Genomic DNA, 15,246 nt, shown 5'->3' on the forward strand with positions numbered 1-15,246 from the left:
GAATCTACCCCCAAGCCATCGAATCTGTCGTCATGCCCGAGCCTTTTGGCCGGCAAAGCTTCGACACCGCCGAAAAGGCGGTCGCGGCGCTGCAAGCCCTTTATGACCGCAATACCAAGTTCCTGCGCGACTCCTTCGCGGCGCTTGCCGCCGGCGGGGACAGCAGCAAGCGCTACCGCGCCTTCTACCCGGAGATCGGCGTCACGACCAACTCGTTCACCCAGATCGATTCACGCCAAGCCTATGGCCACATGCCGACGCCGGGGCATTTTTCCACCACCATCACCCAGCCGAGCCTGTTCGAAAGCTATCTGGTCGAGCAATTGCGTCTGATCATGCGCAACCACGGGGTCGCGGTCACGGTCTCGGAATCGACAACGCCGATCCCGCTGCATTTCGCCTTTCTCGAAGGCACCCATGTCGACGGAACGGCGGCCGAGCGTATCCAGCGGCCGATCCGAGACCTGTTCGACGTGCCAGATCTCGACGGTACAGATGACCAGATCGCCAACGGCACGTTCGAAGTGGCGTTCGGAGAACCAAGGCCGCTGGCGCCCTTCACCGCGCAGCGGATCGACTATTCGCTCCACCGCCTGTCGCACTATACCGCGACCACGCCGCAGCATTTCCAGAATTTCGTGCTGTTCACCAACTATCAGTTCTATATCGACGAGTTCGTGGCGCGCGCCCGTGACCTGATGGAGAGTGGCGGCGGCGGATATGCCGAATTCATCGAACCGGGCAACGTGGTCACCAAAGCCGGGCAGAGCGCCCCGAGCGAAGGGATGGCGCCGCAGCGCCTGCCGCAGATGCCGGCCTACCACTTGAAGAAGCCGAACCATGGCGGCATTACCATGGTCAATATCGGTGTCGGACCCTCCAACGCCAAGACGATCACCGATCATATCGCTGTGCTGAGGCCTCATGCCTGGGTGATGCTCGGCCACTGCGCGGGTCTGCGCAATACGCAGGCGCTGGGCGATTATGTGCTGGCGCATGCCTACGTGCGCGAGGATCACGTGCTGGACGACGACCTGCCGGTCTGGGTGCCGATCCCGCCATTGGCCGAAATCCAGGTGGCATTGCAGGAAGCGGTTGCAGAAGTCACCGGCCTGTCTGGGTACGATCTCAAGCGCATCATGCGCACCGGCACTGTCGCCACCATCGACAACCGCAACTGGGAACTGCGCGACCAGCGCGGACCGGTGCAGCGGCTTTCGCAGTCGAGGGCGATCGCGCTTGACATGGAATCGGCAACGATCGCGGCCAATGGCTTCCGCTTCCGCGTGCCTTACGGCACGCTCTTGTGTGTCTCCGACAAGCCGCTGCATGGCGAGTTGAAGCTGCCCGGCATGGCGACCGAGTTCTACAAGCGGCAGGTGGCGCAGCACCTGACCATCGGCATCCGGGCGATGGAAAAGCTTTCGGAAATGCCGATGGAGCGGCTGCATTCGCGCAAGCTCAGAAGTTTTTCGGAAACGGCCTTCCAGTAGCCGATCTGCGCGCCGCCAGAGCTATTCGCCGTCTTGCCGGCGATTCGCCATCTTGCCCGCAATTCGCTATCTTGATTGAGCCGCATTTTTGCCGATAACCGGGCGAGGACCATCGCTGGCAACTCATGCAGATCTGATCCGATGAAACGCAGTCGAGACATGGCGGCCTCACTGGTATTCATCGTGATGATGACGCTCTCGGTCGCGCTGGTGGCCGGCTTCTTCGGCGCCTTGCACCCGGCGCTCGATTCCTTTTCGCATTTCCGCATCCACCTCGCCGTGCTGATGGCGGTTTGCGCGCTGCCGCTGCTGGCGACATCGTTTCGCCTGCAAGCGGCCGCGGCTCTGGTTTTTGCCGTGGCCGCTCTTGCGACCGCTTCGGCCGCCTTGCCTCGGCCGTGGCCGGTTCAGGCGGTCGCCAAATCCACCGACCAGACCGACCAGGTAGTCTACAGCCTGCTGCAGATGAATTTGCGCTACGACAACCCAACGCCGAAGAAAGTGCTGTCACTGATCGGCCGGACCAATCCCGACGTCATCACCCTGGACGAGGTGTCGGCGATGTGGGCGACGGAGCTTGGCTACATCGCCAGCGCCTATCCATACCGGATCCTCTGTCCTTATCCCAACGGCGTATTCGGCGTCGCGCTGCTCTCGCGGCGACCCTTTGTCGCCGGAACCGCGCCACATTGCGAGCGCCGGGGCGCAATGGCCGTTGCGACCATCGATTTCGGCGGCAGGAGCGCCGACGTCGCCGCCATCCACCTCAGCTGGCCGTGGCCCCGGGAGCAGTATTGGCAGATCGGTGAACTCTCGGAGCAGCTTTCATCGCTCGGCCAAACCGCCATCATGGCCGGCGATTGCAACGCGGTGCCATGGAGCGCCGCGGTGCGGCGCGTCGCCGCTCTCGGCGGACTGACGGTCATGCCGTCGGCTGGGTCGACCTGGATTCACCGGAAGCTGCCCGACTTCCTGCGCCGCTATGCAGGCCTCCCGATCGACCAGGCGTTCAGCAAGGGCGGCGTGACCATTCTGTCGTCAACGCGACTGGAAGATACCGGCTCCGACCATCTTCCCGTACTCGTGGAGTTCTCGCTTCGCCCCGACGACAGGCTGCCCCATGACGAGCATGAGAGCGCGCTCGCGGCGAGCGACCTTGAAAACAATCCGCGCGGTTGATGCTTCGGCATTCTCAGGGTTTGGTCAACGCTTCGACAAGGTGCTCGACAGGCCCGCCGCCGCGATGCTCGCGCGCATCGAAAGCGTTCTGCCTGGCTTCGTATTCGACATAGATGGCCTTGATCCGGCGCCGCGCCTCGAGATGCGTGCCGGTGCAGAACCAGTTGTCCGGGCGCCGCAGGCCGGCAAGCGCGGCCTCGGTGGCCCGCATCATACGCCTCGCGATACCGCCATGCGTCTGCTCGTGCTTGCGAACGCCGATCATGAAACGGTCCCAACGTTCGCGCAGGACAGGGCTTGCCGACGAGAGCCGCGGGAAAGTGTAGGTCAGGTTGAGCGTCCCGTTGGCCTGCCGCAGATGGCAGGCTCCATCCTCCCGGACAATATCGAGATCCCAATGCACGGCGTAACCGGTTTCGGCGATGGCGCGCGTCATATAGCCGTGCTTGGGTCCCAGCCGGTCCATCGCCTCGACAAGGGCGGCTCCGGTATTTCCAGCGACATCGTAGGTGCGGATGTGAACGGTGAGCTTTGTGCCCGCCGACGCGGCTGATGCGCAAAGCAGCATGAAGGCCATGGCGAGCATCGTGGGGCTGGTCAGGCGCATGTCCGCCTCCTTTGTCGGAGCCGAGCAGACCACACTCGGCGGAAGGCTTCAACGGGCTTGATCGAGGCAGGCGGTCGACGGCGACAGACAAGTCCGCCGCTGCTCGCATGTTCTTCGTGACGGCTTGGCCCGGCACGGCTCACATGTTCTGATAGACCGGGCCTTCGCCACCTTGCGGCGGCACCCAGTCGATATTCTGGTTCGGATCCTTGATGTCGCAGGTCTTGCAGTGGACGCAGTTCTGCGCGTTGATGACGAAGCGCACGTCCTTGGCCGCCGGATCGGCAGCGGCATTGCCGTCCTTGTCGACCCATTCGTAGACGCCTGCAGGGCAGTAGCGCGTCGAAGGTCCGGCAAAGACGTCATGCTCGGAACGCTTCTGCAGCTCCATGTCCGCCACCAGCAGATGCACCGGCTCGTTTTCCTCGTGGTTGGTGTTGGACAGGAACACCGAGGACAAGCGGTCGAAGGTCAGCACGCCATCGGCCTTGGGATAGTTTATTTTCTTGTGCTTCGCGGCGGGCTCTAGCGTGGCGTAGTCGGCCTTGCCATGCTTCAGCGTGCCGAAGGGCGAGAAGCCGAACAAAGTGTTCAGCCACATGTCCAGGCCGCCGATGGCGACGCCGGCGATGGTGCCGAAGCGCGACCACAGCGGCTTGACGTTGCGCACCTTCTTCAGATCCTTGCCGATGTCTGTCGCCCGCCACGCGGCTTCGTAAGCGGAGAGCTCGTCATTGGCGCGGCCGGCGGCGATTGCCTCGGCGACATGCTCGGCCGCCAGCATTCCCGACAACACGGCATTGTGCGAGCCCTTGATGCGCGGGACGTTTACGAGCCCGGCGGCGCAGCCCATCAACGCGCCACCCGGGAAGCACAGTTTCGGCACCGACTGCCAACCGCCTTCGGTAATCGCGCGCGCGCCATAGCCCAACCGCCTGGCGCCCTCGAAAGTACCGCTGATCGCCGGGTGGGTCTTGAAGCGCTGGAACTCCTCGAACGGCGACAGCCAGGGGTTCTTGTAATTGAGGTGGACGACGAAGCCCACCGCCACCTGATTGTCGTCCAGATGATAGAGGAAAGAGCCGCCGCCGGTCTTGAGATCGAGCGGCCAGCCGAAGGAGTGCTGGACGAGACCCGGCCTGTGCTTCTCCGGCTTGACCTGCCACAGTTCCTTGAGGCCGATGCCGTATTTGCCCGGCTCGCGGCCCTCGGAAAGCCTGAACCTGGCGATCAACTGCTTGGCGAGCGAGCCGCGCGCGCCCTCTCCGATCAGCACATATTTGCCCATCAGCGCCATGCCCGGCGCGAAACCCGGGCCGTGTGTGCCATCCTTTTCGACGCCCATGTCGCCGGTGACAACACCGGTGACGGCGCCTTCCTCGTTATAGAGCAGGCCGGCCGCGGCGAACCCCGGATAGATTTCCACGCCGAGCGCCTCGGCCTTGGCGGCCAGCCAGCGGCAGACATTGCCAAGCGAGACGATGTAGTTGCCGTGATTGTTCATCAGAGGCGGCATCATCATGTTGGGCAGGCGGAAAGAGCCGGCGGGGCCAAGCACCAGGAAATGGTCCGCCGTGACCGGCGTTTTGAATGGATGGTCTTGTTCGTCGCGCCAGCCCGGCAGCAACCGGTCGATGCCGATTGGATCGACGACGGCTCCTGACAAGATGTGGGCGCCAACCTCACCGCCCTTTTCCAGCACGACCACGGAAAGCTCGGGATTGACTTGCTTCAGGCGGATGGCGGCGGCGAGGCCGGCCGGGCCCGCACCGACGATCACCACGTCGAATTCCATGCTTTCGCGTTCGATATCGCTCATCAACCCCTCCGCACTGGCTTGTCGCTATTGCGCGTATCTTGCTGGCTCATGCGCTGCATAGCGCATCAAGTCGCGACAGGAAACCGGCGCGTCTGTGACAACGCGGATTTGGCCAAAAAGTCGCGCATCGTGCCGAAGGACACCCGTTTTGCGCCGGCCTGCCCGCAACGCGTACGTTTTTAATTGTTCGACGGCTTGCTTATCGGCCATACTTCGCACCATGCGCATTCCTGGGCCAGCCGGCTTCTCATCAACGCGCTTCCCATCGACGCCCGGCAGGGCCTGCCGGGCGTTCCTTTCGGCCCTCCCCCTGCTGGCGCCGGTCCATGCCTTTGCAGACGAGGTGAAGGTCTGGGCCACCGGTGCCTACTCCTTCTCCGACGAGCTTGGCGGGTTCGAAATCACCGGCGCTTCCGGCACCGGCACCAAGGACGATCCGCTCGTCATCACCGAAGAGCTGAATTCAGCGACGCCGGTGACGTTGACCATCCGTGCAACCAAGCCGATCCAGGCGTTCGGCAAGGCGGGCGAGTTCGCCAACGGCATCATGTATTTGCGCTTGGACGTGCTCAACAACAGCGGCCAGGCCTGGATCGAATTCCAGTTCGAGCTTCAGGAGGTCCTGAATCAGCCGAGCGTCTTCGGCGACGGGCTTTCGTTCGACCAGCGCAACAAGACGCCTGACAATATCTGGTCGAGCAATTTTGCCGATTTCGACCGCGATTTTGAACCGTATGACCGTCTGCTGTTCAAGAACGGCAAGGTCGACCCGCTAAAGACCGCCAGGTTCGAATTCCTGATCACCGACTATACGCCGCGCTGGACCTTTTATCTGGTGCAGGACCCGCGCATACCGACGGGTTAGGTTGCGGTGAGCGTATGACGCTGCCACAGACAGGCCGTCATTGCCCGGTTGTGCCAATGTCCCCAATCACCAACTTGCAATATGCGACCAGTCGAACGATGGTGGCGCCATGACTGCCGCTTCCCCAAACAGCCGACCTGATATCGCCGAGCTGCTCGCCTTCTATGCCAGCGCGGGCGTCGACGAGGCGTTGGAGGACGCGCCGGTGAACCGCTTCGCGGAAGCCGCGCCCAAGCCGGCGGAGCGGATGCCGGCTGCCGCGCCGAGCGATAGCAGAGCACCGGAGCGGCCCGCCCAACCGCGTCTCGATGCGAGCGCCGTGCCTAACGCTCCGCCGGCGCGCCCGCCCATTTCGGCGGTACCCGACGAGGCGCAGGCGGCGCTGGCGCGCGAATTGGCCTCGGCTGCCTCGACGCTGGACGAGCTTCGCCAGCACATGTCGACTTTTGACGGCTGCAACCTGAAGTTCACCGCCAAGAACCTGGTCTTTGCCGACGGCAACCCGGATGCATCGGTGATGCTGGTCGGCGAGGCGCCCGGCCGTGACGAGGATATAGAAGGCCTGCCCTTCGTCGGCCGCTCCGGCCGGCTGCTCGACCGCATGTTGGCCGCGATCGGGCTCGACCGGACATCCGTCTATATCGCCAATGTCATCCCCTGGCGGCCGCCGGGCAACCGCACGCCGACGCCGCACGAAACCGAGATCTGCCGGCCGTTCATCGAAAGGCAGATCGAACTGGTCAAGCCGAAGGTGCTGGTCAATCTCGGCGGGCCCTCGGCCAAGACCCTTCTGAATACGAGCGAAGGCATCTTGCGGCTGCGCGGCAACTGGCGCGCCCACACGACAGCGTCCGGCATCGTTATTCCGGCGATGCCGACGCTGCACCCGGCCTATCTATTGAGGACGCCCGCGCACAAGAAGCTGGCCTGGCGGGATTTTCTCGAGGTGAAGGCGAAGCTAAGAGCGCTCACCGCCCCATGACCTCGCGGGTAATTGAAATGCGCCTGCCGTCGCCCTAACCATGCCCTCATGATATCTCCTCAAACCTCCGCCGGCAGCCTCATCCGTGAATGGCGCACGCGACGCCGGATGAGCCAGCTCGACCTCGCCACGGAAGCCGATATCTCGCAGCGGCATCTGAGCTTCGTCGAGAGCGGGCGGGCCGCGCCGTCGCGCGACATGGTGCTACACCTGGCCGAGCAGCTTTCGATCCCGCTTCGCCAGCGCAACCAGCTCTTGCTGGCGGCGGGCTTTGCGCCGAGCTTCAGCGAAAGGCCGCTGACCGACATTTCGCTGGCACCGGCCATGGCGGCGGTCGAGACGGTGCTTCGAGGGCACGAGCCGTTCCCGGCGCTTGCGGTGGACCGGCACTGGAACCTCGTTTCGGCAAACACTGCCATTGGGCCGTTCCTGGCCGACGTTTCCGAGCCCTCGCTGCTCAAGCCGCCAGTCAACGTGCTGCGGCTCAGCCTGCACCCTGGAGGTGTCGCGCCGCGCATCGTCAATCTCGCGGAGTGGCGGGCGCACCTGCTGGAACGCCTGGAGCACCAGAACGACGCGTCAGGCGATCCGGTGCTGATCGAACTGGAGCGTGAGTTGCGCGGTTATCCCTCCGGCCTGAAGAGTGGGCGGCCGGCGCGGGTCGAGCCGAGCGGCATCGTGCATCCGCTGCGGCTTGCCCATGGGGATCAGGTGCTGTCGTTCATCAGCACCATCACCGTGTTCGGCACGCCGCTGGACGTGACGCTGTCGGAGCTGGCGATCGAGTCCTTCTTTCCGGCCGACGAGCAGACGCGGACGGCGCTGGTAAGATTGGCGAAAGAGCGGGCCTAACGGTGCTGATCACCCCTGCGGCGGGGCGGCCTTGCGCGTGCGGGTGCGTTCCAGGCCGAGTTGACGTTCGCGCCAGATGATGAAGATGCCGGCGGCAACGACGATCAGACCGCCGGTCAGCGTGTTCAGCGTGGCGACATCGCCGAAGACGAGATAGCCGACCAAGACGCCGAGGATCATCGAGGTGTATTCGAACGGCGCCACCACCGATGCCTCGGCATGGCGGTAAGCCGAGGTCATCAGGATCTGGCCAAGGCCGCCGCAGAAGCCGGCGGCGACAAGAAGGACCGCCTGCCCCGGCGTCAGCGCCTGCCACCCAAACGGCAGCGACAGCAGCGCCATGACGCTCGCGGTGACCGAAAACCAAAGCACGATCGTGGCGGTGCGCTCGCTTTGCACGAGATTGCGCACGAGCAGCATGGCGACGGCCGAAATCGCCGCCGCTATCAATGCGGCGATGACGCCGAGCACCTCCTGGTCATCGAGCGCCTCGCCGGAACTCAGGAGCGTCAGCTCCGGCCAGGAGATGATCAGCACGCCGACGAGGCCGACGGCGACCGCGCTCCAGCGATAGACACGAATGGCTTCGCCGAGGAAAATCGAGCTGAACACCACCACCAACAGTGGCTGGGCGTAATTCAGCGTGATTGCTTCCGGCAGCGGCAACCGCGTCAGCGCGAAGAAGCCGAGCCCCATGGCGCAGACGCCGACGACGCCGCGCGCGATGTGGTTGAACGGACGGCTTGTACTGAAAGCCGTGCCGAGATTTCCCTTGAAAGCCAGAAAGGCAATGATCGGAAAGATAGCGAAGAAGGAGCGGAAGAAGACGATCTGTCCCGCCGGCACAGTGCCCGCCGCCTTAATGCAGGTCGACATGCCGACGAAGACCGCCACCGAGACGATCTTCAGCATAATGCCAGTGAGCGTGTTGTGCCCTACGGTATTGTCACTGTTGCCGGGGCCTGCTGTCACGCTCCCGCCGCTTCCCGCATGGTTGCCCAGGTACGCGCCGGCGTTGCCGGTTTCTCGATATGCCTGACGTCGTAGACGGCGGCCATGACTGCCTCGCGATGCTGGAAAGGAGGGTCTGAATAGACCTTGTCGCAGTTTTGTCGAGGCGCCGGTTCGTGTAAAGAGCGCGGACTTCAAATTTTTGGACGGGCAGGACAGGCCCGGAAAGACAGGAATCACGGAATGCGCACCGACACTGGCCAGGTCTTCAAACTCGAAGACTATCGCCCCAGCGACTATCTCATTCCGGAAACGAGCCTTGAATTCCGTCTTTCGCCAGGGGCGACGATCGTCACGGCAATTTTGACCGTCGAGCGCCGCGATGGCGTCGCGGCCTCTGCGCCGCTTGTGCTGGAGGGCGACGGGCTGACGCTCAGGCGCGTTGAGATCGACGGCAGGAAAGCCAAGCCGACGGATTTTGCCGTGGCGCCCGACCGACTGACCATCCTCAAGCCCCCGGCGGCGCGTCGCTTTCGGCTGTCGATCGAGACCGAGCTGGCGCCGTCGGGCAATGAAGCGCTGATGGGCCTCTACCGCTCAAGCAACGTCTATTGCACGCAATGCGAAGCAGAGGGCTTCCGCCGCATCACCTATTTCCTCGACCGCCCCGACATCCTTTCCGTCTACACCGTGCGGATCGAAGCCCGCCGCGACGAGGCGCCGCTGCTTCTGTCCAACGGAAACCGGGTCGACAAGGGCGATCTCGGCGATGGCTGGCACTATGCCATTTGGCACGATCCCTTCCCCAAGCCATCGTATCTGTTCGCGCTGGTCGCCGGCAATCTCGGCCGGGTCGCCGACAGTTTCGTCACCATGTCCGGCCGCACGGTCGAGCTCGGCATCTATGTCGAGCCCGGCAAGGAGAAGCTCGCCGGCTACGCCATGGATGCCTTGAAGCGATCGATGCAATGGGACGAGGAGGCATTCGGCCGCGAATACGACCTCGATGTCTTCAACATCGTCGCCGTGTCCGACTTCAACATGGGGGCGATGGAGAACAAGGGCCTCAACGTCTTCAACGACAAATATGTGCTGGCCGACCGGGAGACCGCGACGGACGCCGATTTCGCCAATATCGAGGCGATCATCGCGCATGAGTATTTCCACAATTGGACAGGCAACAGAATCACTTGCCGCGACTGGTTCCAGCTTTGCCTGAAGGAAGGGCTGACCGTTTATCGCGACCACGAATTCTCCGCCGACCAACGTTCGCGTGCGGTCAAGCGCATCGCCGAGGTACGCACGCTGCGCGCGCATCAATTCCCCGAGGACCAGGGGCCGCTGGCGCATCCGGTCAGGCCGCGCCGCTATCGCGAGATCAATAATTTCTACACGGCGACCGTCTACGAAAAAGGCTCGGAGGTGGTGCGCATGATCCGTACCATCCTCGGGCTTGATAGCTTTCGCGCCGGCATGGACCTCTATTTCGAGCGGCACGACGGCACGGCGGCCACGATCGAGGATTTCCTGACAGTGTTCGAGGAGGTGTCCGGCCGCGACTTGTCGCAATTCGCGCTCTGGTACCATCAGGCCGGCACCCCTAACCTGGCGGTGAGCTCGACCTATAACCGGGCGGAGCGGGAATTCACTCTGGAAATCGAGCAATCGGTGCCGCCGACCCCGTCGGAAAGCCGCAAACGACTGATGCACATACCGCTCGCCTTCGGTCTGATTGGCGCCGGCGGCGAGCCGGTCGCCTATGACGCGGTCGACGGCGCCAGCGTCGAGGACGGCATCATCCACATCCGCAAGCGCCGGCATGTGGTGCGCTTCTCAGGCGTCGCCGAGCGTCCGGCGATTTCGCTGAACCGCGGCTTCTCGGCGCCGATAACGCTTGCCGTCGAGCAGAAGACCGACGACCAGTTCTTCCTTGCCGGCCACGACAGCGACAGCTTCTCGCGCTGGCAGACCTTCAACACGCTGCTTACGGATGCATTGATCTTGGCCTTCCGCCAGATTCTCGACGGCGCCGAGCCTGGCTTCACCGCGCGGCTGACCGAGCTTGCCGGCAGGATCGCGAGCGACGAGACGCTGGAGCCGGCCTACCGGGCGCTGGCGCTTTCGCTTCCGGGCGAGACCGACATAGCGCGCGACATCGGCAAGAACATCGAACCCAACGCCATCTTCGCTGCGCGCGAGGCGCTGGCGCTGGCAATCGCCAGGGCTAACCGCGACGCGTTCGCCGGCCTCTACGAGCGGCTTGCCGACGCCGGCCCGTTCAGCCCGGACGCAGCTTCCGCCGGACGGCGGGCGCTGCGCAACGTCATGCTCGATTATCTCTCGCTGCTGTCAGATGGCGCCGGGCTTGCGGCGGAGCACTTCCGGTCGGCCACCAATATGACTGACCGCGCGGCGGCACTGACCGTGCTCGCGCACCGCCACCATGGTTCGCCGGAGGCAAACAAGGCACTGGCGGCTTTCGAAGCGACATATGCGTCCGACCCGCTTGTGATGGACAAATGGTTCCAGATTCAGGCCAGCGTACCCGGTCCGCAGGCGGTGGAGACGGTTCGCGCCCTGACCACGCATCCGGCCTTCTCGATGGCCAATCCGAACCGGGTGCGCTCGTTGATCGGCACATTCTCCAGTGCCAACCAGACCGGATTCCACCGCGCCGACGGCGAAGGCTACCGATTCTTCACGCAGACCGTGCTCGAGGTCGAAAAACGCAATCCGCAGGTGGCGGCAAGATTGGCAACGGCGCTCCGGTCGTGGCGTTCGCTCGAACCTGGCAGGCAGGCCAAGGCCAGGGAAGCGCTGCTTTCGATTGCCAATGCCGAAAACCTGTCGGCGGATTTAAGCGATATTGTCGAGCGTACGCTGGCGTGAGCCAGACCCAAGCGGCCACCATGGTGGTCGGCGGCAATGCCAAGGCAACGCCACCGGCCCGTCAGGCTGTGCTTCTGCTGCTCGAACGGATTCCCGCCTCCCTACCCGGGTATCAACATGGCGATGCGATGCACGCCGACCTCGGCGCTCGTATTCGTCGCCTCGTCGGTCTTGCCCTTGGCGCAAGTGTATATGTCGCCTTCCTTGAGCTTGAACTCCTTGTCGGCCTTCTTGATCGTGAATTCGCCCGCAGTGATGGTGCATACCATGTCGTTGTCCATCACCATCGCCGGCGCATGTGTGCCGGGCTGAAACACGACATCGACGATTGAGATGCTTTTGTAGGCAGGAATGTCTGAGTTTCCCGTGCCTACCTCCACCACTCTGATGCCGGGCGCAATCTCCTTGCCCTCCTTCGGGCCGTATGTCCTCGTTTTTGCCGACGCCGCCAGGGCGAACAAAGGCGTTACCGCTGCCGCTGACACGCCGAGAGCAATTGCAGATCTGCGATTCATGCTTTCCTCCCAATGTGCAATCCCGCACGGAATATGCGTGATTTCTAATATTATTCCCTTTCCACGGTAATCGCCATCGCATGCCTTTGCTCGGTTGGCGGAAAAGCCGCTATTTTAGTCGATTTTTAATCTTTTTTCGCCGGACCACTGGACAAGGCGAATCACCTTTGATTCTTTAATGGCGATTCGGAAGTGCGGCGTTTGCCGGATCATCAAGCATAGGCAAATCGGGGAGTGCCATTTATGGCGAAGGCGGACGCATGGGGCGCGCCCGGAGGGATAGCTTTTGCGCGTCGCGAGACGCCGCGAGGCGACGGCCTTGCCGGGAATACGCGGCTCATCGCCGAACCGGCCTACAAGCGGCTTCTGGCGGCGGAGCCATTGCTGCGCCGATCGATACCGGCTCTCATCGTCATCTTCCTGATCGCGATCGCGGCGCTGCGCGTCCTGTCGCTGATGAACGAACGCGACGATATCGAGCGCAACGCCAAGGCGATCCTGATGCTGGCGTCCGGTCAACTGGCGAGTTCGCTGGCCACCACGTCCGACACCGCGCCGGGCGCCATCCAGGACCTGTTGGAAACGACCAGCCGCCAGGGCGCGATGAGCCGCGGCCACGTTCTTGTCATCACCGACAGCGCCTTCAAGATCACCGCGGTGACGCCGCGCTCGATGTCCTGGCAAGGCCGTTCGCTGGATAGCCTCGCCCAGGGCGGCCAGCCTCTGTTCATGTTCGGCGACCGCGCCGGAGTGATGGAGGTCGATATTGGCGGGCAGGACTGGTATGCAGCGGTCAGCCTGACGAACGGTCGCAAAGGCGCGGCAGCGGCGCTGGTGCCGCAGGACGCGGTTTTCGACGCCTGGCGCAAGACAGTCTCGCTGAATGTGACGCTGTTCGTACTGACGGCCGGCGTGCTGATCATCATCCTCTATGCCTATTTCGGCCAGGCGGCGCGCGCGCAGGCGGCCGACCGCATCTATCTCGAAGCGCATCAACGCATCGACATGGCGCTGGTACGCGGCCGCTGCGGCTTGTGGGACTGGGACATGGTGCGCGGCAAGATGTATTGGTCGCGCTCGATGTACGACATGCTGGGCTACGAGCCATGCGACACGATGCTGTCCTTCGGCGAGGTCGACGAGATCATCCATCCCAATGATGGCGACTTGTTCCAGCTCGCCAACAAGATCGTCGCGCGCGAGATCGATCATATCGATCAGGTGTTCCGGATGCGGCATGCCGACGGGCAGTGGGTATGGATGCGCGCAAGGGCGCAGGTCATGGATCCGGAAGCACCCGAAATCCAGTTGATCGGCATCGCCGTCGACGTCACCGAGCAGCGTCACCTGGCGCTTCGTTCCGAGGCAGCCGATTTGCGCCTGAGGACGGCGATCGAGAACATCAACGAGTCCTTCGTGCTGTGGGATGCCGCCGAGCGGCTGATCATGTGCAATTCCAAATACCAGAAGGACAATGGCCTTTCGGACCGTGACGTGATGCCAGGCGCCGTGCGCGCCACGTTGGAAGAGCGCATGCTCGCTTTCGCTTCCGATCGGCGGCTTGCCAACAGCAATGGACCGCAGGGCGGCGCGACGTTCGAACGGCAGCTGGCCGACGGCCGCTGGTTGCAGGTCAACGAACTCAGAACCCGCGACGGCGGCATTGTCTCGGTCGGATCCGACATCACCCAGATCAAGCTGCATCAAGAAAAGCTGGTCGACAGCGAGCGCCGGCTGATGGCGACCATACACGATCTCAGCCTCGCCCGCCGGGCCGAAGAGGAGCGCGCGCGCGAACTGGTCGAGCTCAACCGCAAATACATGAAGGAAACCGAGCGCGCCGAAGCGGCGAACCGGGCCAAGTCCGAATTCCTGGCCAACATGTCGCATGAACTGCGCACGCCCTTGAACGCCATCATCGGCTTCTCCGAGCTGATGGAACAGGGGCTGTTCGGCCCGCTGGGATCGGAGCGCTACGAGGAATACGCCACCGACATCAACAGCAGTGGCAAATATCTCCTGGGCGTCATCAACGACATTCTCGACATGTCGAAAATCGAGGCCGGCCAATTCTCGCTCGACCGCGAAGAGATCGATCTCGGCCCGCTGATCAGCGAGACGGTCAGGGTCGTCTCGCTGCAGGCCGCACAGAAGGCGATCACCGTGGAGACCCGCATCGCCGACGCGCTGACGCTGTTTGCCGACCGCCGAGCGATCAAGCAGATCGTCATCAACCTTTTGTCCAACGCAGTGAAATTCACCGGCCAAGGCGGCCACATATCGGTCAGGGCCCGCAATACCTCAGGGGCGCTGGTGCTGACGATCGAGGATAATGGCTGCGGCATCCCGAAGGAGGCGCTCGGCAAGCTCGGACGGCCCTTCGAACAGGTGCAGAACCAGTTCTCCAAGAGCCATGCCGGGTCCGGCCTCGGCCTCGCCATCTCGCGCTCTCTGGCCGAACTGCAAGGCGGTGCCCTGAAAATCCGCTCAACCGAAGGTGTCGGCACGATCGTGTCGGTGCGCATTCCGGTGAAGAAGGCGACGCCCGTGGTCAAGGTCGCGGCTTAAGCAACGGGCTCCGGCGATGTCGCCGAAGCCCGTGCCGGAAGGCGTTATTGCATGCTGCCGTCGTCGCCTTCGTCATCCCACTGACGGTGTAAGCCAAAGCGGCCGCCCTTTGGCAGTTCGCCCTTCTTGATCTTTCCGTCGTTGTTCTTGTCGAGCAGGGCAAAGAGCTTCTTGTCGCGACTGGCGATGTCGTCCGTCGTCAGCGTACCGTCGCCCTTGTTGTCGTAACGCGCGATGATGCGCCTGGCCATGTGCTCGAAGCGGTCCTTTTCCAGCGCTGCGGCGAGCTGCTCCACCGTGAGCTTGCCACCATTGTCGGCGACCAGCTTCTTCAACCGCGAATCCATGACGCTTGAGAACTGGTCGAAGCTGATGGTGCCGTCATTGTCCTTCATCGCCTTGTTGAGGCGCATCATCGTGCGCTCACGCATGTTTGCGCTGTCGATGTTCTCGGCATAGGCCGCAGTGCCGACGGCTCCTGCCAACGCGATGAAGGCGAACGCGAGCTTGGTTGTCTTTCTCATGG

Annotated in this window: 12 protein-coding genes; 7 read left to right on the forward strand and 5 right to left on the reverse strand. The window is 63.2% G+C overall.

All coding sequences use genetic code 11. From position 1 onward, the window contains the following. Window positions 1-32 precede the first annotated feature (32 nt). Both FJ946_RS02150 and FJ946_RS02155 read left to right on the forward strand, forming a co-directional pair. Window positions 33-1,493 (forward strand): AMP nucleosidase, encoded by a 1,461-nt coding sequence (locus FJ946_RS02150; RefSeq protein ID WP_246671782.1) that lies wholly within the window; start codon window positions 33-35, stop codon window positions 1,491-1,493. A gap of 141 nt (window positions 1,494-1,634) precedes the next feature. Continuing rightward, window positions 1,635-2,672 carry an endonuclease/exonuclease/phosphatase family protein gene (locus tag FJ946_RS02155; RefSeq protein ID WP_140567713.1) on the forward strand — a complete coding sequence of 346 codons (1,038 nt, stop codon included), beginning with the start codon at window positions 1,635-1,637 and terminating at the stop codon, window positions 2,670-2,672. 13 nt (window positions 2,673-2,685) lie between these two features. On the opposite strand, the gene FJ946_RS02160 is transcribed toward FJ946_RS02155, so the two are convergent. Then, window positions 2,686-3,279 carry a DUF922 domain-containing protein gene (locus FJ946_RS02160; RefSeq protein ID WP_140567710.1) on the reverse strand — a complete coding sequence of 198 codons (594 nt, stop codon included), beginning with the start codon at window positions 3,277-3,279 and terminating at the stop codon, window positions 2,686-2,688. A gap of 139 nt (window positions 3,280-3,418) precedes the next feature. Next, entirely contained in the window at window positions 3,419-5,098 is a 1,680-nt protein-coding gene (locus FJ946_RS02165; RefSeq protein ID WP_140517983.1) for an electron transfer flavoprotein-ubiquinone oxidoreductase, read from the reverse strand. Window positions 5,099-5,318: 220 nt separating this feature from the next. Between FJ946_RS02165 and FJ946_RS02170 the strand changes: the two genes are divergently transcribed. The 3 genes from FJ946_RS02170 (at window position 5,319) to FJ946_RS02180 (ending at window position 7,797) form a co-directional block, all read left to right on the forward strand. Next, window positions 5,319-5,963, forward strand: coding sequence for a hypothetical protein (locus FJ946_RS02170; protein WP_140517982.1), 645 nt, complete (start codon window positions 5,319-5,321; stop codon window positions 5,961-5,963). Between the two features lie 109 nt (window positions 5,964-6,072). Then, entirely contained in the window at window positions 6,073-6,945 is an 873-nt protein-coding gene (locus FJ946_RS02175) for a uracil-DNA glycosylase (protein ID WP_140567706.1), read from the forward strand. A gap of 48 nt (window positions 6,946-6,993) precedes the next feature. Next, window positions 6,994-7,797, forward strand: a complete 804-nt coding sequence (locus FJ946_RS02180) for a helix-turn-helix transcriptional regulator (protein ID WP_140567703.1) — start codon at window positions 6,994-6,996, stop codon at window positions 7,795-7,797. A gap of 9 nt (window positions 7,798-7,806) precedes the next feature. Here the strand turns inward: FJ946_RS02180 and FJ946_RS02185 are convergent, their stop codons facing one another. Next, window positions 7,807-8,769: a DMT family transporter gene (locus FJ946_RS02185; protein WP_140494669.1), complete on the reverse strand. Its 963-nt coding sequence runs from the start codon at window positions 8,767-8,769 to the stop codon at window positions 7,807-7,809. A 222-nt stretch (window positions 8,770-8,991) separates the two neighbouring features. On the opposite strand from FJ946_RS02185, the gene pepN reads away from it, so the two are divergent. Next, entirely contained in the window at window positions 8,992-11,637 is a 2,646-nt protein-coding gene (gene pepN / locus FJ946_RS02190; protein ID WP_140567700.1) for an aminopeptidase N, read from the forward strand. A 101-nt stretch (window positions 11,638-11,738) separates the two neighbouring features. Here pepN and FJ946_RS02195 read toward each other — a convergent pair whose 3' ends face one another. Next, window positions 11,739-12,152, reverse strand: a complete 414-nt coding sequence (locus FJ946_RS02195) for a hypothetical protein (protein ID WP_140567698.1) — start codon at window positions 12,150-12,152, stop codon at window positions 11,739-11,741. A 243-nt stretch (window positions 12,153-12,395) separates the two neighbouring features. On the opposite strand from FJ946_RS02195, the gene FJ946_RS02200 reads away from it, so the two are divergent. Further along, entirely contained in the window at window positions 12,396-14,720 is a 2,325-nt protein-coding gene (locus FJ946_RS02200) for a PAS domain-containing sensor histidine kinase (RefSeq protein WP_140567695.1), read from the forward strand. A gap of 44 nt (window positions 14,721-14,764) precedes the next feature. On the opposite strand, the gene FJ946_RS02205 is transcribed toward FJ946_RS02200, so the two are convergent. Further along, window positions 14,765-15,244, reverse strand: a complete 480-nt coding sequence (locus FJ946_RS02205; protein WP_140567693.1) for a DUF4179 domain-containing protein — start codon at window positions 15,242-15,244, stop codon at window positions 14,765-14,767. Window positions 15,245-15,246: the final 2 nt, after the last annotated feature.

Source organism: Mesorhizobium sp. B2-4-7 (genome assembly GCF_006442685.1).
GTDB lineage: Bacteria > Pseudomonadota > Alphaproteobacteria > Rhizobiales > Rhizobiaceae > Mesorhizobium.

Excerpts from the sequence above, each read along its gene's own strand:
- FJ946_RS02160 (WP_140567710.1), bottom strand. The coding sequence starts at position 3,279 with ATGCGCCTGACCAGCCCCACGATGCTCGCCATGGCCTTCATGCTGCTT.
- FJ946_RS02195 (WP_140567698.1), bottom strand. The coding sequence starts at position 12,152 with ATGAATCGCAGATCTGCAATTGCTCTCGGCGTGTCAGCGGCAGCGGTA.
- FJ946_RS02175 (WP_140567706.1), top strand. The coding sequence starts at position 6,073 with ATGACTGCCGCTTCCCCAAACAGCCGACCTGATATCGCCGAGCTGCTC.
- FJ946_RS02180 (WP_140567703.1), top strand. The coding sequence starts at position 6,994 with ATGATATCTCCTCAAACCTCCGCCGGCAGCCTCATCCGTGAATGGCGC.
- FJ946_RS02205 (WP_140567693.1), bottom strand. The coding sequence starts at position 15,244 with ATGAGAAAGACAACCAAGCTCGCGTTCGCCTTCATCGCGTTGGCAGGA.
- FJ946_RS02200 (WP_140567695.1), top strand. The coding sequence starts at position 12,396 with ATGGCGAAGGCGGACGCATGGGGCGCGCCCGGAGGGATAGCTTTTGCG.
- FJ946_RS02170 (WP_140517982.1), top strand. The coding sequence starts at position 5,319 with ATGCGCATTCCTGGGCCAGCCGGCTTCTCATCAACGCGCTTCCCATCG.
- FJ946_RS02165 (WP_140517983.1), bottom strand. The coding sequence starts at position 5,098 with ATGAGCGATATCGAACGCGAAAGCATGGAATTCGACGTGGTGATCGTC.
- FJ946_RS02155 (WP_140567713.1), top strand. The coding sequence starts at position 1,635 with ATGAAACGCAGTCGAGACATGGCGGCCTCACTGGTATTCATCGTGATG.
- FJ946_RS02150 (WP_246671782.1), top strand. The coding sequence starts at position 33 with ATGCCCGAGCCTTTTGGCCGGCAAAGCTTCGACACCGCCGAAAAGGCG.
- pepN (WP_140567700.1), top strand. The coding sequence starts at position 8,992 with ATGCGCACCGACACTGGCCAGGTCTTCAAACTCGAAGACTATCGCCCC.